17 protein-coding genes, 1 tRNA gene and 2 pseudogenes are annotated in these 20203 nt (G+C 69.0%); 5 read left to right on the forward strand and 15 right to left on the reverse strand.

The genetic code is table 11. The annotated features are described in order from the left end of the window. Positions 1-7: 7 nt before the first annotated feature. Positions 8-685, reverse strand: a complete 678-nt coding sequence (locus ACQEVY_RS18425) for a response regulator (protein ID WP_432949804.1) — start codon at positions 683-685, stop codon at positions 8-10. Beyond that, on the reverse strand, positions 640-1920 hold the full coding sequence (locus ACQEVY_RS18430) for a sensor histidine kinase (protein WP_432955292.1): 1281 nt from the start codon (positions 1918-1920) through the stop codon (positions 640-642). Before ACQEVY_RS18430 ends, ACQEVY_RS18425 begins: the two co-directional genes overlap by 46 nt. 214 nt (positions 1921-2134) lie before the next feature. Between ACQEVY_RS18430 and ACQEVY_RS18435 the strand changes: the two genes are divergently transcribed. Next, positions 2135-4597, forward strand: a complete 2463-nt coding sequence (locus ACQEVY_RS18435; protein ID WP_432949806.1) for an FtsX-like permease family protein — start codon at positions 2135-2137, stop codon at positions 4595-4597. Positions 4598-4646: 49 nt separating this feature from the next. Here the strand turns inward: ACQEVY_RS18435 and ACQEVY_RS18440 are convergent. Then, positions 4647-5027: pseudogene (locus ACQEVY_RS18440) on the reverse strand (nuclear transport factor 2 family protein); the annotation flags it as partial. 116 nt (positions 5028-5143) lie between these two features. Between ACQEVY_RS18440 and ACQEVY_RS18445 the strand changes: the two are divergent. Beyond that, complete coding sequence (locus tag ACQEVY_RS18445) at positions 5144-6109, forward strand: LysR family transcriptional regulator (RefSeq protein ID WP_432949808.1); 966 nt, start codon at positions 5144-5146, stop codon at positions 6107-6109. A 27-nt stretch (positions 6110-6136) separates the two neighbouring features. Here ACQEVY_RS18445 and ACQEVY_RS18450 read toward each other — a convergent pair whose 3' ends face one another. The 4 genes from ACQEVY_RS18450 to ACQEVY_RS18465 all read right to left on the reverse strand — a co-directional run bounded on the left by ACQEVY_RS18450 (position 6137) and on the right by ACQEVY_RS18465 (position 10081). Next, the gene (locus tag ACQEVY_RS18450; RefSeq protein ID WP_432949810.1) at positions 6137-6439 is read right to left on the reverse strand and encodes a hypothetical protein; all 303 of its coding nucleotides are present in this window, start codon (positions 6437-6439) and stop codon (positions 6137-6139) included. Between the two features lie 53 nt (positions 6440-6492). After that, complete coding sequence (locus ACQEVY_RS18455; RefSeq protein WP_432949812.1) at positions 6493-8028, reverse strand: carboxylesterase/lipase family protein; 1536 nt, start codon at positions 8026-8028, stop codon at positions 6493-6495. Between the two features lie 1144 nt (positions 8029-9172). Then, positions 9173-9385: a DUF4287 domain-containing protein gene (locus tag ACQEVY_RS18460; RefSeq protein WP_432949814.1), complete on the reverse strand. Its 213-nt coding sequence runs from the start codon at positions 9383-9385 to the stop codon at positions 9173-9175. 444 nt (positions 9386-9829) lie between these two features. Continuing rightward, positions 9830-10081, reverse strand: a complete 252-nt coding sequence (locus ACQEVY_RS18465; RefSeq protein ID WP_432949816.1) for a GNAT family N-acetyltransferase — start codon at positions 10079-10081, stop codon at positions 9830-9832. A gap of 45 nt (positions 10082-10126) precedes the next feature. Between ACQEVY_RS18465 and ACQEVY_RS18470 the strand changes: the two genes are divergently transcribed. Then, positions 10127-10336: a helix-turn-helix domain-containing protein gene (locus ACQEVY_RS18470; protein WP_432949818.1), complete on the forward strand. Its 210-nt coding sequence runs from the start codon at positions 10127-10129 to the stop codon at positions 10334-10336. Beyond that, positions 10324-10828, forward strand: a pseudogene (locus tag ACQEVY_RS18475) (site-specific integrase); the annotation flags it as partial. The gene ACQEVY_RS18470 and the pseudogene ACQEVY_RS18475, both read left to right, overlap by 13 nt. A gap of 105 nt (positions 10829-10933) precedes the next feature. Here the strand turns inward: ACQEVY_RS18475 and ACQEVY_RS18480 are convergent. The 7 genes from ACQEVY_RS18480 to galU all read right to left on the reverse strand — a co-directional run bounded on the left by ACQEVY_RS18480 (position 10934) and on the right by galU (position 16625). Then, a tRNA-Ala gene (locus ACQEVY_RS18480) sits at positions 10934-11007 on the reverse strand. Between the two features lie 108 nt (positions 11008-11115). After that, positions 11116-12498 carry a divisome protein SepX/GlpR gene (sepX, locus tag ACQEVY_RS18485; RefSeq protein WP_432949820.1) on the reverse strand — a complete coding sequence of 461 codons (1383 nt, stop codon included), beginning with the start codon at positions 12496-12498 and terminating at the stop codon, positions 11116-11118. Between the two features lie 206 nt (positions 12499-12704). Beyond that, positions 12705-13343, reverse strand: a complete 639-nt coding sequence (locus ACQEVY_RS18490; RefSeq protein ID WP_432955293.1) for a GNAT family N-acetyltransferase — start codon at positions 13341-13343, stop codon at positions 12705-12707. Between the two features lie 17 nt (positions 13344-13360). Then, a complete protein-coding gene (locus ACQEVY_RS18495) occupies positions 13361-13864 on the reverse strand; it encodes a MogA/MoaB family molybdenum cofactor biosynthesis protein (RefSeq protein WP_432949822.1) in 504 nt (167 codons plus the stop codon). Continuing rightward, a complete protein-coding gene (gene moaC, locus ACQEVY_RS18500) occupies positions 13861-14340 on the reverse strand; it encodes a cyclic pyranopterin monophosphate synthase MoaC (protein WP_328769356.1) in 480 nt (159 codons plus the stop codon). Before moaC ends, ACQEVY_RS18495 begins: the two co-directional genes overlap by 4 nt. A 54-nt stretch (positions 14341-14394) precedes the next feature. Beyond that, a complete protein-coding gene (glp, locus tag ACQEVY_RS18505; protein WP_432949825.1) occupies positions 14395-15717 on the reverse strand; it encodes a molybdotransferase-like divisome protein Glp in 1323 nt (440 codons plus the stop codon). Between the two features lie 5 nt (positions 15718-15722). Then, positions 15723-16625 carry a UTP--glucose-1-phosphate uridylyltransferase GalU gene (galU, locus tag ACQEVY_RS18510; RefSeq protein ID WP_432949827.1) on the reverse strand — a complete coding sequence of 301 codons (903 nt, stop codon included), beginning with the start codon at positions 16623-16625 and terminating at the stop codon, positions 15723-15725. A gap of 133 nt (positions 16626-16758) precedes the next feature. Here galU and ACQEVY_RS18515 point away from each other — a divergent pair, with 133 nt between their 5' ends. Next, positions 16759-17343 carry a 5-formyltetrahydrofolate cyclo-ligase gene (locus ACQEVY_RS18515; protein ID WP_432949829.1) on the forward strand — a complete coding sequence of 195 codons (585 nt, stop codon included), beginning with the start codon at positions 16759-16761 and terminating at the stop codon, positions 17341-17343. A gap of 114 nt (positions 17344-17457) precedes the next feature. On the opposite strand, the gene ACQEVY_RS18520 is transcribed toward ACQEVY_RS18515, so the two are convergent. Beyond that, the gene (locus ACQEVY_RS18520) at positions 17458-20202 is read right to left on the reverse strand and encodes a penicillin acylase family protein (RefSeq protein WP_432949831.1); all 2745 of its coding nucleotides are present in this window, start codon (positions 20200-20202) and stop codon (positions 17458-17460) included. Position 20203 lies beyond the last annotated feature (1 nt).

The raw sequence follows: 20203 nt of genomic DNA on the forward strand, positions 1-20203 counted from the left end.
TGGGGTGTCAGGCGCGCAGGAAGGCCAGTACCGCCAGCACTCTGCGGTGGGTCTCGTCGGCCGGAGGCAGGTCCAGCTTGGTGAGGATGCCGCTGATGTGCTTGCCGACGGCGGCTTCGGACACCACGAGTTCGCGGGCGATCGAGCCGTTCGACCGGCCCTCGGCGATCAGCGCCAGGACCTCGCGTTCACGCGGAGTGAGCCGCTCCAGCGGATCGCGGCGGCGGCGCAGCAGTTGGCGTACGACCTCGGGGTCGATAACCGTGCCGCCGTCGGCGACCTCGGTCAACGCGTCCACGAACTCCTCCACCTGCCCGACGCGGTCCTTGAGCAGATAACCGACGCCGGTTCCGTCGCCGGAGTCGAGCAGGTCGGCGGCGTATCTGCGCTGGACGTACTGGCTGAGGACGAGAACGGGCAGCGTGGGTCGCGTCTCGCGCAGCCGTACGGCCGCGTGCAGGCCCTCGTCCTGGAAACCGGGAGGCATCCGGACGTCCGTCACCACGATGTCCGGCCCGTGCTCGCCGACCGCGGCGACCAACGCCTCGGCGTCGCCGACGGCCGCGACCACCTCGTGCCCGTAGCGGGTGAGCAGGCCGATCAGCCCGTCCCTGAGCAGCACGCTGTCCTCGGCCAGGACTACACGCAGGGCTCGGGCCGGTCGGTCAACTCGGTCAGCTCGCAAGGGATCTCCACGCGCAACAAGGTCGGTCCGCCGGGTGGGCTGGACAGGGAAAGTCTGCCATCCAGTACTGACACCCGGTCCGCGAGTCCGGTCAGCCCGCTGCCGCTCCCGGCGTCCGCGCCGCCCCGCCCGTCGTCGCGTATCTCCAGGACCAGCCGCCCGTCGCGATGGCCGCCACCGACCTCGGCACAGTCGGCCCCGCTGTGCTTGTCGACGTTGGCGAGGGCTTCGCAGACCACGAAGTACGCGGCTGCCTCGACCGCTTGGGGCAGCCGCCCGGGCAGTTCCAGGCTCACGTCCACGGGGGTTACGGAGCGGTCGGCGGCGTCCGCGACGGCCGCCTGGAGTCCGTAGTCCGCGAGGACCTGCGGATGGATGCCGTGGATGAGTTCACGCAGCTCGGCGAGGGTCTTGCCCGCCTCGTCGTGCGCCTTGGCGAGCTGGTCGGCGAGGGGGCCGGGCGGGGCGTCGAGGCGGGCAAGGCCGAGGCTCATCGTGAGGGCCACGAGCCGCTGTTGCGCCCCGTCGTGCAGATCGCGCTCGATACGCCGCCGCTCCGCCTCGAAGGCGTCCACCAACCGGACGCGGGAACGCGCCAGTTCGACGACCCGCGCATCCAGGTCGCCCTCGCGGGAGCCGATCAGCAGCCGGGCCAGCGCGGCCCGCGCGCCCGCCGCGACCCCGAGAACGTAGGCGCACAGGCCCAACAGCACGAGCCCGAGGACGGCGACGCCGAAGGCGACCGGCCAACTGGTGACCGTCCACTGCTTGAGCACCTTCGCCTCGTGGCCGTCGCCAACTATCGCCATCAACAAGGGAGTTGAGGCCACAGACACCGGCAACAGCAGCGCGACCGTGAGCACCAGGACGTCCACCGGCCACAACAGCCCTGCGAACAGGAGCGCGTACCCGAGCTCCCGCCAGGTCGCCCGCTCCCGCAGCCGCGTCGTCAGCCAGGCCCACAGACCGGGTTCGGCGGGTACCCGGTGCTGCTCCGGCACCGGCTCCAGATCGACCAGCCGCAGCCTGAGCCGCTCGACGCGCGCCACCGGCAGACCGGCCAGGGCCACTCCGACCAATAGCGGCAGCCCCACCAGCACAACGGCAAAGACCCCGCCGACCACCGCGAGTATCACGATCGCCACCAGGGCGGCGGCACCGGTGATGGCACCGGTGACCAGGTAGCCGACAGAGCGCCAGGGCCACGCCGACAGAAGGTAGCTGCGCCTGGTCATGGCTTGCCACACGGTGCGGGGCTGCGCGGGGATCGCGGGATGCATGGGGATCACCGTATGAGCGGCGTATGTGCCGGTGCCATCGGTCCAGGGTCCGGATCGGAGGTAGGCCTGGCCCTACCTCAGGTCTCGCCTCTGCCGCACTGCGCTGCTGTGCCCCCACACGGTTTCGTGAAGCCATCCCGAAACCGGATCACCAGATCGAGGCCAAGCTGTGCTGAGAATCGCCCTGCGCACGCTGCGTACCCGCTGGACCGCCTTCGTCGGCAGCTTCGTAGCCCTCTCGTTGGGCGTCGCGCTGATCGCCGTGATGGGCCTGGCCCTGGCCTCCTCACTGGACGCGCCCGAACGCCGACCCGAGCGGTTCGCCGCGGCACCGGTCGTCGTGCAGGGCGCGGACACCCTGCGCGTGCCCACCGCGAACGGCGACGAGACGCGCCAACTCGCGCATCCGCGCGCCGTACCGGACGAGGTCATCGCGCGGCTGAAGGGGCTTGGGACAGTCGTCGAGGACCGGTCGCTTCCCGTACGGTCCCGGGGCGGCCCCCGCGAACTGGTGGGCCATCCCTGGTCGACGGCGACCTTCACCCCGTACGAGCTGAAGACGGGCCGCGCGCCGCGCACCGCCGACGAGGTCGTCCTGAGTGGCGACTGGGCGCGGCCCGGCGAGCGCATACGGACCGACCGCGGCACCGTACGCGTCGTCGGCACCGTCGCCGGGCGCGGCTTCGAGAACGCCGTGTTCTACACCGACGCACGCGCCGCCGAACTGTCCCCGCGCAGCGTCCAGCTCATCGTGGACGCGGACGCGGCGGCCGTACGCGACGTGGTGCGCGGCAGCGGCGTACAGGTGCTCACCGGGGACGCGCGCCGTTACGCCGATGCTGATCCCGAACGGGACAGCGAGGCGCTCACCGCGATGAACGCCCTGTTCGGCACGGCGGGCGGGGTCACCGGCTTCGTGTCGGTGTTCGTGGTGGCGTCCACCTTCGCGTTCGCGGTGGCCCAACGGCGCCGGGAGTTCGGGCTGTTGCGTACCGTCGGGGCGACCTCCGGCCAGATCCGGCGCATGGTCTTCGCCGAGGCCCTCGTGATCGGGGTACTCGCTTCGGCCGCCGGGTGCGTACTCGGGGCGTACGGTGCGCCGTGGCTCGCCGAGCGGGTGGTCGACGGCGGTCTCGCGCCGGGCTGGTTCACGATCGGCGATCACACCTGGCCGTACCATCTGGCCTTCTGGACGGGCCTGCTCGTCGCAGTGTGCGGGGTGCTGGCCGCTTCCTGGCGGGCCGGGAGGACCGCGCCGACCGAGGCGCTGCGCGAGGCGTCCGTCGATACGCGGACGATGACGTGGGGCCGCGGGCTGTGCGGCGCGGCACTGCTGCTCACCGCCGCCGTGACGCTGGTGATGGCCCTGTTCAGCGATCCGGGCGACCTGCTGCACCGCAAGACGTACATCAGCCGCACCATGCTGCTGATCACCGCGGTAGCCCTGCTCTCCCCGGTCCTGGTGCGTCCGCTGACCCGCGTGCTCGCCTGGCTCCCGGCTCAACTGCCGGGCGTGATCGGCAGGTTGGCACGCGAGAACGCCGCCACGGACGTACGCCGCACCGCCGCCGTCGCGGCCCCCGTCCTGGTCACCGTCGCGCTGGCCGGCTCCCTGCTGGGCGCTCCCGCCACCCTGAACGAGGCGAAGGCCGCCGAGATCCGCGAGCAGACGGCCGCCGACTTCGTGATCAGGGCTGCGGACGGCGGCTCGGGCTTCACTCCGGCGACGGTGGCGCGCCTGCGCGAGGTGCCCGGAACCGTGGTCTCCGCGACCTCGTCGAGCGCCGTGTACACCCTGGAGGAGGGCGTGGCCCTCATCAAGTCCGAGGCCCGCGCCGCCGATCCGCGTACGCTCGCCGCGACCACCCACCTCCCGGTCACGGCCGGCAGCGTCCGCGGCCTCGACGATGACTCGATCATCGTCAACGAGGAGTGGGAGAAGCACACGGTCGGACAGCGCGTGGACGTCTGGCTCGGCGACGGCACGAAGAAGTCCCTACGGATCGCCGCCGTACTGTCCATCGGCACGGGCGACAACGGCGTCTACGTCACGCCACGCAACGCTCCGGGCGCGACGGTCGACCGAGTGGACGTGACCCTGGCGAAGGGCGCCGACAGATCCGCGACGGCAAGGGCCCTGCACGCGTCGGTGCACGGCACGGGCGCCGAGCTCCTCACCAACTCCGAGTGGATCCAGTCGAGTTACCCCGAACCCAATCGCACGACCAGCCTAGGCATCCTCCTGGTCCTCGGCATCGCCCTGCTCTACACGGCCATCTCCCTCACGAACACCATGATCATGGCCACCTCAGACCGCCCCCGCACCCGCGACCTGGCGTCGTTGCGCTTGGCCGGCGCCACCAAGGGCCAGACCCTGCGCCTGGTCGCCGCCGAATCCCTGCTGGTGGTAACGGTAGGAGCCGTACTCGGCCTCATGACCACAACCCTGAACCTGCTCGCAATATGGACCGCCCTGACCCTCCTGTCGGCCCCCGCCCGGCTCCAGATCCCTTGGCCGGCCCTCGCCACAACGCTCACGACGTGCGCACTCCTCGCCGTGCTCTCGGCACTCGCCGCCGCGGGGGTGGCTTTGCGGCGTGGGGCGGTGGGGTTGGCGGGCGTGCGCGAGTGAGGTCGGTCCGGATTCCGCACCAGGGCAAACCCCCTGCTTGCCGCCCCCCTCAGACGTGCCGGTGATAAGCCTTGTTGGCGATGCGCCAGCTGCCGTCGACGCGGACCAGCAGGAAGATGTCGGTGAAGGTGTCGGCGCCGTGCCACAGCGTCATCGTCGCGGTCGCGACGGTGCCGTGGACGTCGACGGCGTCGATGCGGCGGGAGCGGGTCGGTTCGTCCGGGGCCGGGCGGCCGGGGAAGCGGGCGCAGTAGTCGTCCAGGCGCCACGAGACGAATACGCCGTCCCGGATTCCCTCGATGTGGGCGGTGGCCAGGAACGCGTCGCGGAAGTGCGCGGGATCGCCGGTGGCGTGTCCGCGGGCGTAGGCGCGGAGCGGTTCGAGCACGGCATCCTCCACGGCGGGGACCGTGGCGGCGATGGCGATGTCGGTCGTGTGTGATGCGGTCATACGGGCCAGAGTGGTACGGGACGATGGCTGCGACAAGCGCAGATCTCGCAGGCTAGCTCTGCGAGGCACGCATACCTGCTGGGCATACTGGCGCCATGGAACTGACCGTGTGGCGAACCTTCGTGACGGTGTGCCGACTCGGCTCGCTGTCGGCGGCGGCAGCCGAACTCAACCACACACAGTCGGCCGTCTCCCGGCAGATCGCCGGGCTGGAACGGCAGCTCGGCGTGCCGCTGATGGAGCGTCATGCCCGCGGTGTTCGTCCGACGCCCGCCGGCGAGGTGTTCCGGCATCGCGCCCTGGCCACGCTCAACGAAGCCGACCGCGCCGTTCGCGCCGTACAAGACCTCCGTGACGGGGCGTTCAACCGACCGCTGGCCGTCGGTGCAACACCCTCGCTGGCCGCAGGAGTTGTCCCCGAGGCCATCCGGGCCCTGCTGGAGCAAACCGGGCCCCTCCAGTGGATCCTGCTGCCGGCCCTGAGCGCGCAACTGCACGACCGCGTGATCAACGGCGATCTGGACATCGCCGTCGTCACCGACGCACCACCAGGGCTCCCCGATGACCCGCGGGTCGAACGACGCTTCCTCGGCCTCGACGACATGGCCGTCGTCCTGCCCGCCGGCCATCCGCAGGCCGGGTCCGACCCGGTGCACATCCAGACGCTGGCCGACCAGACCTGGGTCGAGGACAACGACGGCTCGGCGGCCCTACTGCGCCAGCACGCCGCCCGAGCCGGAGTCACCGCCCGCATCGACCTCACCGCAGCCGACCTGCCCGGCAAGCTGGCCCTGGTCGCCACCGGCCACGCCATCGCACTGATCCCCGGGGTCCTGACGCGCGCACTACGAACCGACGTCACCGCAGTGCCCCTCGTAGATCCCCCGACCCGCGGCATCTACACGATCACACGCCACCGCAACCCCCACCCCTCAGCAGCCCCCCTGCTCGCCGCGCTCACCACAGCCTTCACCTCGGTCCACCCGACCGCACCCGGACCTCGCGCCGAGTCCAGAAACGCAGAGATTGCAACGCCTGTGGAGACGCCACTCCAGGCTTGAGTGTGCAGTCAGACGGTTCGCCTGGTTCTACAGGTCGCTTACGAGAAGCCGGTAGCCGACATCGAGTGCTTCGCGGTCGAGCAGGTCGGCATGGCGCTGGTGCCACCGGCCGGAAGACAGGTCGTCAGACAGCCGGGCCAGGTCCGGCCGGATGACCTCGTCGCCGGTCTGGGCGAACAGCGAGATACCGGCCCGCATTTTCGGGTCGAGGTATGCCTCGGGTCGGCGCCAGAAGGCGGCGAGGAATCCGTCTGTGCAGTTTTGCGGGATGGGGGCGGCTACCTGTTCCGGCCGGGCCGGAAGATCGAGGCCACTCTGCGCACGCGGCAACGTGGATCACACTGATCACACCAGCTACAGCCCACGACGTGGACTACCGGGCATCAGGACGTGTGAACGCCTGCCTGTGCGGCGAGGCGGTCCGGGTTGGTGGTGAGCCAGTCGTAGCTGATGCTGTTCCAGAACGAACACTGGTGTCGATCCGCGTACAACTCGGACTTCAGGGCCTGGCTGTCATCACCGGGCAGCAGAGACATGTACTTGCCGCTGCGGTATGACGGCCAGGCTGCCAGTCCTCCGGTCGCGGGGTTCGCGTGCTTCACGAACGCGCCCCAGTAGCGCACCATCGCCTTGGACAGCTGCTGTTGCTCCGGAGTCAGCGACTTCGAGGTCTCCATGGGCCACAGGTAGCCGAGCTCGCTGGCATGTGGGGCGCCGGAGTCGAAGCCGGCCGGAGTCGTCGCGAGGGTGGGTGGGTGCGGGTCGTCGAACTCGTAGAAGTACGTCTTCGGTTGCCGAGTGGCGAACTGAGCCGCGAGTTTCTGGTACTGGCAGCCGCCGAGTCCGTAGAAGACGCTGCTGTCGCCCCACAACGTGCCGATGGCGTACGTCGCTGTGTACGGGCTGTCGTAGGCGCTGTAGGGGTAGCGCGCGAGTACGGCGTCGGCCTGTGCGCCGAACTCCAGCCTGACCGCCCGCTCGTACTGACTCTTCGTCGCGTTCGCGAACGGCAGTGCCCATTGGCGCACCTCGTCGCGGGTGCTGCCGATGAGGAGGGGCACATTGTGGATCCGGCCGGTTCGTACGGCAACGCTCGGCGCGAGGGGCAGTTCGGGAACCCCGGACACGGGAAGGGGACCGGTCAGGATGCCGCCGACGAAGCCGCTGTCGGCGGCCCGCAGTTCGGTTGCCGACTTGCCCCGTAGACAGGACACTCTGGTCGCCGGAACGGAACAGCCGACGGCCGCGGCGTAGGCATCGCCCTTGGCGGTGGCCTGTGCGACCGTGAGGCTCGGGCACCCGCCGCTCTGGATGATTGCACCGGCGAACAGATTGCGCGCCGGAGGCGAGGACAGCAGAGCGCAGACGGAGTGGCCGCCGGCCGACTCGCCCGCGATGGTCACGCGGCCCGCGTCCCCTCCGAAGGCACCTACGTTGCGCTGCGTCCAGCGAAGAGCCGCCTCCTGGTCGAGCAGGCCGTAGTTGCCCGCACCCTGCCTGCTCAGCCCGGGCACGTCGAGGAAACCGAAGACGCCCAGCCGGTAGTTGATCGTGACGACCACTACGTTGTTGGCCTTCGCGATCTGCGAGCCGTCGTAGAGGTCACCGGCACCGCTGGAGAAGCCCCCGCCGTGGATCCAGAACAGCACCGGCAGCGGGCGGTTCGTTCGCCGTTCGGGGGTGTAGACATTGAGATACAGGCAGTCCTCGCTCATGCCCGGGCCGGTGCTGGTGGGCGACTGCGGGCAGCGCGAGCCGTACGCGGTGGCCGACCGCGGGCTCGACCAGGCGGAAGCGGGTGCGGGAGGCTGCCAGCGTCTGGTACCGACCGGTGGCGCGGCGTACGGGATGCCGAGGAACCGATCGACCCCGTCCGCCGTGGCTCCCGCGACCGAGCCTTTGTCGGTGGAGATCGTCAAGGGGCGAGGGGCCGCGGACGAAGGTACGGCCGATACAACGGTCAGCAGGGCGAGCAGACTCACAAGAGCCGCAAGTTCCCGTCGAACAATGGAGCGCACTGAACCTCCCGAGAGGCAGGAGCGAGCGGGAAATCCACATGCTCCGTTTCGAGCAACGGGTGTGCAACGCAGCCAGTCCGCTCAACGGACCTGCACCTTCGCCTGACCGTGTGGGCCGACCAGCAGGGCCTGCCACGGGACCCGGGAGTGTGGCTGCGCACGGAGACGATCGACGCCTTCATGCTGTCCGGCTGCACCGGCCTGGACGGATCCACGGTCCAGATCTGCCGCACCTGGCTGCGACGCACCCGCGAGGCGCTGGTGTGGGTACAGCGTGGAGAGGCTCCGCCCGTGCGGATCTCGTCCCGAAGGAACCCGCAACGGCCTTACGACAAGGGCGAGTTGGCCGAGATCGACAACCCAAACACCGGCCGGCCCCGGGTCAGGTCGCCCAGACGCTCCTCGTCGCCATCCTGGTCACCGCAGGAAACCTCGACATTCTCGAGACCTGGCTCAACCAGCGCACCGGCGCCCAACTCAGCCACTTGGACTGCGACTACGCCGATCCCAGCCACCAGCACGGCCAGAAGCAGAGCCGCCCGCGCAGACCGGACGGCCACCGCCGTCCACCACAGATCGCTGAGCGGGAAAGACCACACAGGACCTCGGTCAGCCCCGGCACCCCGGGGCTGACAGCGATGGGCGCGACAGAGAAATACAGCGCGGCGGCGCGGCCACCCCCAAGGATCGCCGCCATCCACCACCCCGAACAACCTCGAACAGACCCCGGAAACGACGAAGATCCCGCACGATCATCATGATCGCCGGGATCTCGTCAACCGACCCTGAGCTAACTCAAGAACGGCCGTGCGTGGACCTGAGGGGATTTGAACCCCTGGCCCCCTCGATGCGAACTACGGGCACGATGGTCGCTGAGGCCTGCCCGGCTGGTCAGTCGGTCGTCTGAAGGCTGGCACGGTCGGCTGCGGGCGCGGTGGTTGCTGTACTTCGCTGCTGTACAGCACCAGTTTGGAAGACGCCGTATGCGGGTCGCGGCCGTGCCGCACCATGGCGATGTTCCCTCACGGCACCGAAATGGGACGGTTCACTTCCCGCTGTCCTCGGCGAGGGTGTGGGCGACAAGGGCGTTGGCGTGGCCGTGGCCGAGTCCGTGTTCGGCTTTGAGCCAGGAGACGAGTTCCATGTGCTTCGTCAGGGGCGACGAACGTATGAGGTCCTTCCACTCCGCTATGGGGCGGCCGTACTTCTTTTCAATCGAAGGGAAGTAGCTCGCAGGACCCTTCACGGATTCAGTCATGTCGTCAGTGTCCCATCGTCGTGTGTTGAGTGGATGTGCGCTCGATATGACCGGAGAGGAAGGATGAAGTGATCGGTTCGACGCGAGTGACCTGAGTCACACCATCCACCAGGTCGGCGGAACGACTTTGGGCGGGAGCTGCCATGGGGCGAGTGATCATGGCCCCGTAAGCTTCCGGCGCGTCGGGCAGTCTGTGGACCTGCCCGTTAAAGCACGACGTTGGGGCCATGATCTTCGAGGCTCGCGCCAAAGTGGCTGGCTAAAGTTGTGGAGCCGACCGCCCCAGCCACAGCGGGTTTGCCTTCTTCGTCCGCAGCTCGTAGCGCGCCGCCGGGCGCGGCCAGCCGGGGCGGAGACAGGAGGCAGGCCGCGCCGCAGCGGCGGCGCGCGCCCGCGCCGTGCGCGGGCCTTGATGACGTAGGGAAAGTCTGTCCGCGATCACGCTCAGTCGGCAGGTGAGACGTAGCAGATGGCTTCGATCTGCTTGCCGTCGCCATAGGCGTGCCTGGAGGTTCCGATGCGCTGCATCCCCAAGCGCTCGTAGAGCCGAATGGCTGCTGTGTCCTTGGCCATGACGTCGAGCACCACCCGTAGCCCGCGTTCGCGAGCGTAGGTGTTCGCTGCCTGCATGAGCCGTTCGCCGAGTCCTTCATGGCGCGCTTCCGGTGCGACGAACAGGCGTGCGCCCACAGCCAACTGGGCTTCGCCGTCCTGACTCTTGTCGAGCCAGGGAGCCGCACCATGCCAACAGCAGTGATCGAACGGAAGTGGTACACCACACGCGAAGTCGCCGAGATGCTCGGCTATGGCCTCTCCAAGACCAAGATGCTGGTCCTGACCGGGGAGATCCGCTCTATCAAGGACGGCCGTAACCGCCGCATTCTGCCCCGCTACGTAGACGAGTACATCAAACGCCGTGCCCAGGAAGCCGAACAGGAGTGTTCGGAATGAGCGGCAAGCGTGGCAACGGCGAGGGTTCGATCTACCCGTACAAGAACGGCTTTGCCGCGTACGTCTGGGTCACCACTCCGGACGGCAAGCGCAAGCGCAAGTACGTCTACGGCAAGACGCGCGAGGAAGTCCACGACAAGTGGATCAAGTTGCATGCCGAAGCTAAGAAGGGGCCGGTAACAACATCCACGCCGACGCTGGCCCAGTACCTCACGCGGTGGCTCCGGGAGGTCGTAGAGCCGGATCTGAAGCCCAAGACCGCCGAGACCTACGCGATGCACGTTCGGCTCTACATCGTGCCGGGACTGGGCTCGAAGCGGCTCGACAAACTCACCGTGCGCGACGTGCGGAACTGGGTGAACGCACTGCTCGCTGATCTCTAAGAACGTCGCGGCCCTGGTCAAGGTTCGGTCGGCGCGCAAGACGAAGCGGCATCCTTGGTCCGTGGAAGAGGCGCGGCAGTTCCTCGAAGCCGCGAGTACAGCTCATGATCCAAGCACCTCGGGAAGCAAGATCCAAAGTAGTTGCTGTACTTCGCTGCTGTACGGCACGCAAAAGCCCCTACCGGTGATCACCAGTAGGGGCTTTGAGCTGCGGTGGACCTGAGGGGATTTGAACCCCTGGCCCCCTCGATGCGAACGAGGTGCGCTACCAGACTGCGCCACAGGCCCTTGCAACGAGGGAAACTCTAGCATCCGCGTCCGGGTGCTTGGAAATCCGTTCCTGGCTGGTCAAGGGTGGGGGTTCTGGGGCGTTGCCGCTCGCTTGCCACGTGCTTGTCACTCGTTGGCGGCGCGTGGCCGGTCGCCGTCCTCGTACTGGTCGAAGAGCGGAGTGCGGCCCCGTTCGCGGGCCCGGCGGGCCGAGGCGGCGCGGCGGGCATCCGCGGCACCGTCCGAGTCCGCGTCGGGGTCGGACGGGTCGTCCTCCGGCGCCGGAGCCGCCCCGGCCGCCTGCGCCTGGGCCGCCTGGGCCGCGGGGCGCTCGGCCGCGCTGGAACGTGCCGAACTCCACGCGTCGGGTGCGCCCAGATCGACGCCGGCCGCGGCGCGCGGGGCGACGGGGGCCGTCACGTACGTCGGCAGCGGTACGGGGACGGGGTCCCAGCTGTCGCCGCCGGCCGGACCGCGTCGGCGTTCGCGCTGCTGGTCGACCCACTCCGCGTGGTCGGTCTGCTCGACGAGGGCACGGCGGTCGGCGGCCAGTGCGGAAAGGCCGGGGTCACTGGTGGGCTCCGGTCCGTCCTCCGGGTCGTCCGCGGCGGACGGCTCGGCGGGCGGTCGCCGCCTCGGCTGGCGTTCCCGCAGCCGCTGCGCCGCGGCCTCGGCGCGCCGACGGTCCATCGTGTACGTGAATCGCCGCCGCTCCTGGGAGCGCAGATACGCGATGTAGACGCTCAGCAGTATCGCCGGCACCCCGGGCGCCCACAGAAACGCGAGCCCTCCGACAGCCGCCACGATCGCGCCGAGCGTGAAGGCGAGGAAGAGAACCGTCGTCGTACGCCGTCGGCGCGCGAGCACCTTCGAGCGCCGGGCGCGCGCGGCGGCCTCCGCCGCGGCAGCCCGGCGCGAACGAGCCGAGGAGGAGGACGAGGCCGAGGACGAGGACTGCGTCGGGGACGCTGACGGCTTGGCGCCGGGCTTCCCTCCCGGCTTCGCCCCTTGCTGAGGTACCGGTCCGGCCCCGGCCGAACGGCCCGCCTGCGACGCCGACTTGGCACCGGGCTTCGACGCACCCGCCGATCCAGTCCTGGACGCCGAGTCGGCCGCCCGCTTCCCTGAAACGGCGGCCGAAGCCGAAGGACCGCCCTCCGCCTCGGACCGCCCCTCACCGCGTACGCCCCGCGCATCGTCCCGTACGTCCGCGACCTTGCCCCGTGCCTCGCGCCGGGTCTGGGGCATGGCGAAGGCCCGGGCGTCCACCGAGTCGGTGTGGACGTCCGGTTCGGCGTCGTGCTCCCCCTCTTCGGAGGAGCGCGCCCGCAGGTCCTTGGCGTATCGGCGCTCCATCGCCGCCCGTCCGGACAGCAGCCGGATGGCGGTGCTGAAGCGTTCCGTCGGACGAGCCTCATTCAGCTCGTCCTGCCTACGGAGCCACATGGGCACCAAGTAGGCGGCCCAGGCCCCGACAATGACTGCGTAGATGAGGCCGCTGCTGCTCACGCCTCACACGGTAGAGGGGTTTGCGTGAGGCCATCTGCCAATTCCGCCGGTGTGTCGCACGATCTGGCTGATATTTCGAGCTTTTTTGCAGCCGATGCGATCAGCGGGCCACCGGGAGCGGGAAATTAATGCCCGAGGACGGTCGATCACCGGTCATTTTCGAACACGCATTTCATTTGGGCGATGTCAGTCGGCGTTTGGCGGTGTTAGGCCGTGTTCCGCGGGGTGTCCCGCGGTGAGTTTTCGGACGTGTTCCGGGAGCGTGTCCGCTGCCAGCGGCTGAGCAGGCCCTCGGGGACCTCTTCTGCGGTGAGTGCGAAGACGAGGTGGTCGCGCCAGGCTCCGTCGATGTGAAGATAACGTGGACGAAGTCCTTCATCGCGGAATCCGAGTTTCTCCACGACCCGGCGGCTGGGGCCGTTCTCGGGGCGAATGCAGACTTCGATGCGGTGCAGTCCGACGGTGCGGAAGCAGTGGTCGACCGCGAGAGCGACGGCTGTCGGCATCACTCCGCGTCCGGCGACCGCCTCGTCCACCCAGTAGCCGATATGGCCCGAGCACATCGAGCCCCAGGTGATTCCGGCGACGGTCAACTGCCCGACGAGCCGCCCCTGATACTCGATGACGAACGGCAGCATCCGGCCCGCGTTGGCCTCGGCGCGCAGATGCCGGACCATCTGGCGGTAGGTCGGGCGGTGCGTTATCGGTCCGGTGGGAGTGGGCGGCGGAATGGTGGCTTCCCAGGGACGCAGCCAGTCCCGGTTGCGCCGGTTGACGTCGCGCCAGGCTCGGTGGTCGCGCATCTTTATGGGCCGGAGGACGACATCTCCGTCCACCAGCTCGATCGGCCAGGATGGGCTGTTCAGCTCGCACCCCCACTGCCGCTGGGTCTGGGGTGATCGCCACCGCGGAGCTGGTCCACCGCGTGGATCAACAGGGGCCGCAGAACGGCGAGTCCATCCTTGACCCCGCCGGTGGAACCCGGCAGGTTCACGATCAGCGTCCGCCTGGCGACTCCGGCCAGCCCCCGGGACAGCGCCGACGTCGGCACCTTCTCCCTTCCGAACGCTCTGATGGCCTCCGCGATGCCCGGCACCTCGTAGTCGAGGACGCGCCGGGTCGCTTCGGGGGTGCGGTCGGTGGGCGAGATACCGGTGCCCCCGGTGGTCACGATGACGTCGTACCCGGCCTCCATGCCCTCGCGCAGAGCGGCCTCCACAGGGTCCCCGTCGGGCACGACCTGGGGTCCGTCCACCTCGAAGCCGTACGAGACGAGCCCCTCGGCGATCAGCGGGCCGCCCTTGTCCTCGTAAACGCCTGCGGCGGCACGGTTGGACGCCGTGAGGACCATGGCGCGATACGTCATGTCCGGCTCCAGTCGCCCGACTTGCCGCCCGTCTTCTCCTCGACGCGTACGTCCGTGATGACCGCCCCCTTGTCGACCGCCTTGACCATGTCGATCACGGTGAGAGCCGCCACGCTGACCGCGGTGAGGGCCTCCATCTCCACCCCCGTACGGTCGGTGGTCTTCACGGTGGCCAGGATCTCGACGGCGTCTTCCGCGACCGACAGATCAATCTTGACACCCGACACTGACAACGGGTGGCACAGCGGAATCAGGTCCGGTGTGCGCTTGGCGCCCATGATGCCCGCAATGCGGGCGGTGGCCAGTGCGTCGCCCTTGGGCAGGCCCTCGCCGCGCAGCAGCTCGACCACCCGGGGCGAGACCAGGACCCGGCCGCTGGCGCGGGCGGTGCGCGCGGTCACGTCCTTCCCGGACACGTCGACCATGCGGGCGGCACCCGCCTCGTCGATGTGGGTCAGTCGGTCGTTGGTACTCATGGCGCTCCCGGTCGGGCCTGTTGTGCGCGACACGGTACCGCCATCCCGGCCCGGTCAGCCGAGGAGTACCACCTCGACCTCGGTGCCGGGCTCCACGGATTCCACGGTCTCGGGGACCACGATCAGCGCGTCTGCGCGGGCGAGGGCCGCGATCAGGTGGGAGCCGGCGCCGCCGACGGGGGTCACCTCTCCGTCCGCGTACAGCCCGCGCAGGTATTGACGGCGTCCGGCGGGCGAGGTCAGCGCCTTGTCCGTCTGCAGGACCGCCCTGGTCGTGGGCCGGTGGATGTCGTCGACGCCCATCAGGGTGCGGATCGCGGGGCGTACGAACAGCTCGAAGGAGACGTACGAGGACACCGGGTTGCCCGGCAGCGCGAGCAGCGGGGTGTGGTCGGGGCCGATGGAGCCGAAGCCCTGGGGCTTGCCGGGCTGCATGGCGAGCTTGCGGAACTCGATGCCGCTGCCGGGCTCGTCCTCGTCGCCGACGGACTCCAGTGCCTCCTTGACGACGTCGTACGCCCCTACGCTGACGCCGCCCGTGGTGACCAGGAGGTCGGCGCGGATGAGCTGGTCCTCGATGGTGGCCCGGAGGGTTTCTGCGTCGTCGGTGACCGCGCCCACACGGTAGGCGATGGCTCCGGCGTCGCGGGCGGCGGCGGTCAGCGCGAAGCTGTTGGAGTCGTAGATCTGGCCGTTGCCCAACTCCTCGCCGGGCTGGACGAGTTCGCTGCCGGTGGACAGGACGACCACGCGCGGGCGCGGGCGCACGCGAACGGTCCCGCGGCCGATCGCGGCGAGCAGCGCGATCTGCGGCGGTCCGAGGATCGTGCCCGCTTCCAGGGCGCGGTCCCCGGCCTTGACGTCGCTGCCCATCGCGCGCACGTGCGCGCGTGCAGGTGCCGGACGGTGTACCTGGACCTCTCCGGAGGCGCCCTCGGGGGCCGCGCTGTGGGCGCGCATCCGGGAGACGGGGCCCTCGCCGAGGCCGCCGTCGGTCCATTCCACGGGGACGACGGTCTCGGCGCCCGGCGGCAGCGGGGCGCCGGTCATGATGCGGGCGGCCTCGCCGGGGCCCACCTGGAGTGGCTCGGCGGGACCCGCCGCGACGTCCCCGACGACCCTGAGGACGGCCGGGAACTCCTCGCTCGCGCCCGCGACATCGGCGACCCGGACCGCGTACCCGTCCATCGAGCTGTTGTCGAACGGCGGCAGGGAGACCGGCACCGTGACGTCCTCGACCAGGACACAGCCCTGGGCGTCGAGGAGTTGCAGCTCGATGGGTTCGAGGGGACGGACGGTCGTGAGGATGTCCTCCAGGTGCTCGGTCACCGACCAGAGGTGGTCCTGGCCGGTGACGCGGGTCGCGGCGCTGCTCAAAGTTGCTACATCTCCTCGGTGACGTAACTGCGAAGCCAGGTCCGGAAGTCCGGGCCCAGGTCTTCACGTTCGCACGCGAGCTGGACAATGGCACGCAGGTAGTCGCCTCGGTCGCCGGTGTCATAGCGGCGGCCCTTGAAGACGACGCCGTGCACGGGTCCGCCGATCTTCTCGTCGGCGGCGAGCTCCTGGAGGGCGTCGGTGAGCTGGATCTCGCCGCCGCGGCCCGGCTCGGTCTTGCGGAGGATGTCGAAGACGTGCGGGTCGAGAACGTAGCGGCCGATGATCGCGTAGTTCGACGGGGCGTCCGCCGCGGACGGCTTCTCGACCAGGTCGTGGACCTTGACCACGTCGCTGTCCGCAGTGGTGTCGACGGCCGCGCATCCGTAGAGGTGGATCTGCTCGGGCGCGACCTCCATGAGGGCGATCACGCTGCCGCCGTACTGCTCCTGGACCTCGACCATGCGCGCCAGCAGGGGGTCGCGCGGGTCGATCAGGTCGTCGCCGAGGAGGACGGCGAAGGGCTCGTGGCCGACGTGCGGGGCGGCGCACAGGACGGCGTGGCCGAGGCCCTTGGGGTCGCCCTGGCGCACGTAGTGCATCGTCGCGAGGTCGCTGGACTCCTGCACCTTGGCGAGCCGGCTGGCGTCGCCCTTCTTCTGAAGGGCCGATTCCAGCTCGTAGTTGCGGTCGAAATGGTCCTCAAGGGGGCGCTTGTTGCGGCCCGTGATCATGAGGACATCGTCGAGGCCCGCGGAGGCGGCTTCCTCGACCACGTACTGGATCGCCGGCTTGTCGACGACCGGCAGCATCTCCTTGGGAGTGGCCTTGGTGGCCGGCAGGAACCGGGTACCGAGGCCTGCTGCGGGGATGACAGCCTTGCTGATCCTGGGGTGTGCCTGAGTCATGCCGGTCACCTTATCCGGTGCCTATGGTCGGAATATGTGGCTCCGGTTAATTCGCTCTCATATGAGCGCATCAGCAAAAATACGGGAGCGAACTGTGAGTCGACCGAGACCAGATGCGGAGCCTGGCAAGCGAATGTTGCGGCAGGAGTTCCTCCTGGTGAGAAGCCGGTTGACGGCTGATGACGCGGAGGAAACGGAAGCCGCGCTTGTCGCTCGCGCCCTGGAGCTGCCCGAACTGACGCAGGCGCGAACCGTGGCGGCGTATGTCTCCGTGGGGAGTGAGCCGGGTACGCGCGCGCTGCTCGACGCACTGCACGCGCGCGGGGTACGTGTTCTGCTGCCGGCCCTGATGGCGGACAACGACCTGGACTGGGGTGCGTACGACGGCGAGGGCTCGCTGGCCCGCGTACAACACCGGGGAAAAATGGCCCTCCTGGAGCCCGCGGGCGAGCGCCTGGGACCGGATGCGGTGCTCTCGGCCGATGCCGTCCTGCTGCCGGGGCTCGCCGTGGACGCGCGCGGGATGCGGCTCGGCCGCGGCGGCGGGTCGTACGACCGGGTGCTCGCGCGGCTGGAGGGGGCGGGGGCCGATCCGGCTCTGGTGGTGCTGCTGTACGACTCCGAAGTGGTCGATCGGGTCCCTGAGGAACCGCATGACCGGCCGGTGCACGCGGTGGTCACCCCTTCGGGAGTACGTCGCTTCCGCCGCCGCCCGTAGAGACTCGACTGCCTGTAGAGGCTGATCTGCCTGTAGTGGCCGATATGCGAAATGGCCCTCCACGCGCGCGTGGAGGGCCATTTTCACCGCGAGGCCTGTCGAAGGCCGACCGGCTCAGGGCTTCAGCACCAGCGTGTCCTCGGTGTTCTCGTCGACCGCCCGCTCTGTGGAGACCCAGTCCAGGAGTTCGCCCTTGGCCCACTTGTCGGTCTGGTCGATGTAGTGCTCGTTGTAGGCGTGCCCGGAGGCGCCGGTGAGGTTGATCCACTTCGATTTGTCGAAGTCGTCGAGGTTCACGACCATCCGCATCGACGGCACCCAGACCACGGTGTAGCCGCCCGCGGCGTTCCAGCCGGTGGCGCTGACGGCGGCCTCGCCGCCGCCCAGGTTGTACGGGCCGCGGTTGAGCATGAACTGCAGGAAGCCGGGGCCGTCGGTGCCCATGGTCTGGTTCTTCAGGTACAGCCGGTGCAGGCGGCCCCAGTTCCAGGTGTCCATGTCCTTGCCGAGCTTGGCGGTCAGCTCCCAGCGGGCGTCCTCCAGGGCCCGCCCGAAGAGCTCGTCGCGGTTCTTGGCCGGCTTGTCGGTGCGGTTGCCCGGCGCCTTCCACCAGTCGTTCTTCTCATCGTCGAGGATCGACCTGACCACCTCGAACCAGCGGTCGCCGCCGTCCGGCTGCGCACTGTCCGCGTCACGCTCGCCGCACTCCCGCACCCGCCGGTCCTCGTCGGCCGGACCGGTGGTGTCGACCGGCTCGACGTACAGGCACTGCCCCTCGACCCGCAGCTCCTTGGGCAGCTTGTTGCCGAACGCGAGCTTCAGGATGTTGCGCCAGACCGCGTTGAAGTAGGCGGCGGCGGCCGAATCGGCGTCCTGGGTGTAGTTCCAGCCCTCCAGGAGCTTCTGGCCGTCCCGTACGTCCTTGTCGGCGACGTCGATCTTGAGCAGCAGAGGTACCAGGAGCTTGGCGATCTCGCTGCTGTTGTCGAGCTGCATCTGGCGCATGTCGTCGGTCGAGACCTTGCCGCCGCCCTTGAGCTTCGACTCGATGAGGTCGGTTATCCGCTGGCTGCGTGTGCCGTAACCCCAGTCCGTGGTGAGCGTGTAGGGGTACTTCTCCTTGTCGACGACGGCCTGGTTGGCGGTCACTATGTAGCCGCGTTTCGGGTTGTACTCGTAGGGCAGCTCGGACTGCTTGATGTAGCCGGTCCACTCGTACTCGGAGTCCCAGCCGGGCGACGGGAGCGAGCCGTCGCCCGCACCGCGCTTCGGGATCCTGCCGGGCAGCTGGTAGCCGATGTTGTTCTGCTGGTCGGCGTAGATCAGGTTCTGCGAAGGCACGTCGAACAGGGCGGCGGCCTTGCGGAAGCCGTTCCAGTCGGTGGCCTTGTTCATCGCGAAAACGGCGTCCATAGAGGTGCCCGGCTCCAGGGCGGTCCAGCGCAGCGCGATGCCGTAGCCGTCGCCGCGGTCGGGTGCGTCCTGGTCGACGGTGGCCTTCTTGCCGACCTTCACGAGCTCGTCGTCACGGTCGGAGAGCAACGGCCCGTTGTTGGTCTCCCGGACGACGATCGACTTGCTGGAGCCGCCGGCGACGTCGATCTTCTCCTCGCGCGTGGTGAAAGACCTCACCTTGCCGTCGTACTCGTAGCCGTCCCCGGTGAGCTTCTCCAGGTACAGGTCGGCGACATCGGCACCGGAGTTGGTCATCCCCCAGGCGATGTTCTGGTTGTGGCCGATGATCACGCCCGGCAGGCCCGCGAAGGTGTACCCGGAGACGTCGTACTGGCACTTGTCGGAGACGCCCCTGCAGTGCAGGCCCATCTGGTACCAGACCGACGGCAGCGACGGCGACAGATGCGGATCGTTGGCGAGAAGCGGCTTGCCGCTGATGGTGTGGGCGCCGCCGATGACCCAGGAGTTGGAGCCGATGCCGTTGCCGTTCACGCCGACGGCCGTGGGGACGTCGTCCAGTTCGTCGTAGAGGCCCGACAGCTGGCTCTGGAGACCGTCCGGGGCCGTGGCGCCGCCGGCGAGCCCGGAGCCCCCTTCGGAGGCGTTCGTGCCGCCGCTCTGCTCGTACTCGTCGGTAGTCCGGTTGTACTCGCCCTCCTGGACGATCGTCTTGTTCCGGTCGTACGGGTACTGCGGGTACAGGTCCTCGATCTGCTGCGGGCCGAGGCGGCTGGTCATCAATGAGCGGTCGATTTCGTCCTGCATGTTGGCGCGCAGGTCCCAGGCCATCGCCTTGAGCCAGGACACCGAGTCGACCGGAGTCCACTCCGCGGGCTTGTAGTCGTTGGAGAAGCCGAGCGCCGCGTACTCCAGGGAGATGTCGTCGCCGTCCTTGCCCTTGAGGTAGGCGTTGACTCCCTTGGCGTACGCCTGGAGGTACTTCTTCGTCTCGGCCGAGAGCTTGGTCTTGTACTCCTCCTCCGCGACACGTTTCCAGCCGAGGGTGCGCAGGAACTCGTCGTTGTCGACCTGGCCCTTGCCGAACATCTCGGAGAGCCTGCCGGACGTCATGTGGCGGCGTACGTCCATCTCGTAGAACCGGTCCTGCGCCTGGACGTAGCCCTGCGCCATGAACAGGTCCTCGTCGGTATCGGCGTAGATCTGCGGGATGCCGTTGGCGTCACGCTTGACGTCCACCGGTCCTGACAGACCGTCCAGTTCGACCGATCCCTTGGTCTGCGGGAAGGAGGCGCGCACGGTGCCGATGGTCCAGAACGCCCCGAAACCGACGCCCCCGATGATGGCCAGAACCAGGACGATCAGGATCAGACGGGCTCTGCGCCCCTTCTTCCTGCCGGACTTGCCGCGCGTCTGACCGGAAGAAGAGGTGGTGTTGGGGGGCATC

Source organism: Streptomyces sp. CA-288835, from assembly GCF_050936385.1.
In the GTDB taxonomy this organism is placed as follows: domain Bacteria; phylum Actinomycetota; class Actinomycetes; order Streptomycetales; family Streptomycetaceae; genus Streptomyces.

Bases quoted from the DNA above. Each gene is read 5' to 3' on its own strand.
- ACQEVY_RS18460 (WP_432949814.1), bottom strand. From the start codon at position 9,385: ATGACTGAATCCGTGAAGGGTCCTGCGAGCTACTTCCCTTCGATTGAA.
- ACQEVY_RS18495 (WP_432949822.1), bottom strand. From the start codon at position 13,864: ATGACGTATCGCGCCATGGTCCTCACGGCGTCCAACCGTGCCGCCGCA.
- ACQEVY_RS18445 (WP_432949808.1), top strand. From the start codon at position 5,144: ATGGAACTGACCGTGTGGCGAACCTTCGTGACGGTGTGCCGACTCGGC.
- ACQEVY_RS18515 (WP_432949829.1), top strand. From the start codon at position 16,759: ATGTTGCGGCAGGAGTTCCTCCTGGTGAGAAGCCGGTTGACGGCTGAT.
- ACQEVY_RS18520 (WP_432949831.1), bottom strand. From the start codon at position 20,202: ATGCCCCCCAACACCACCTCTTCTTCCGGTCAGACGCGCGGCAAGTCC.
- moaC (WP_328769356.1), bottom strand. From the start codon at position 14,340: ATGAGTACCAACGACCGACTGACCCACATCGACGAGGCGGGTGCCGCC.
- ACQEVY_RS18430 (WP_432955292.1), bottom strand. From the start codon at position 1,920: ATGACCAGGCGCAGCTACCTTCTGTCGGCGTGGCCCTGGCGCTCTGTC.
- galU (WP_432949827.1), bottom strand. From the start codon at position 16,625: ATGACTCAGGCACACCCCAGGATCAGCAAGGCTGTCATCCCCGCAGCA.
- ACQEVY_RS18470 (WP_432949818.1), top strand. From the start codon at position 10,127: ATGCCAACAGCAGTGATCGAACGGAAGTGGTACACCACACGCGAAGTC.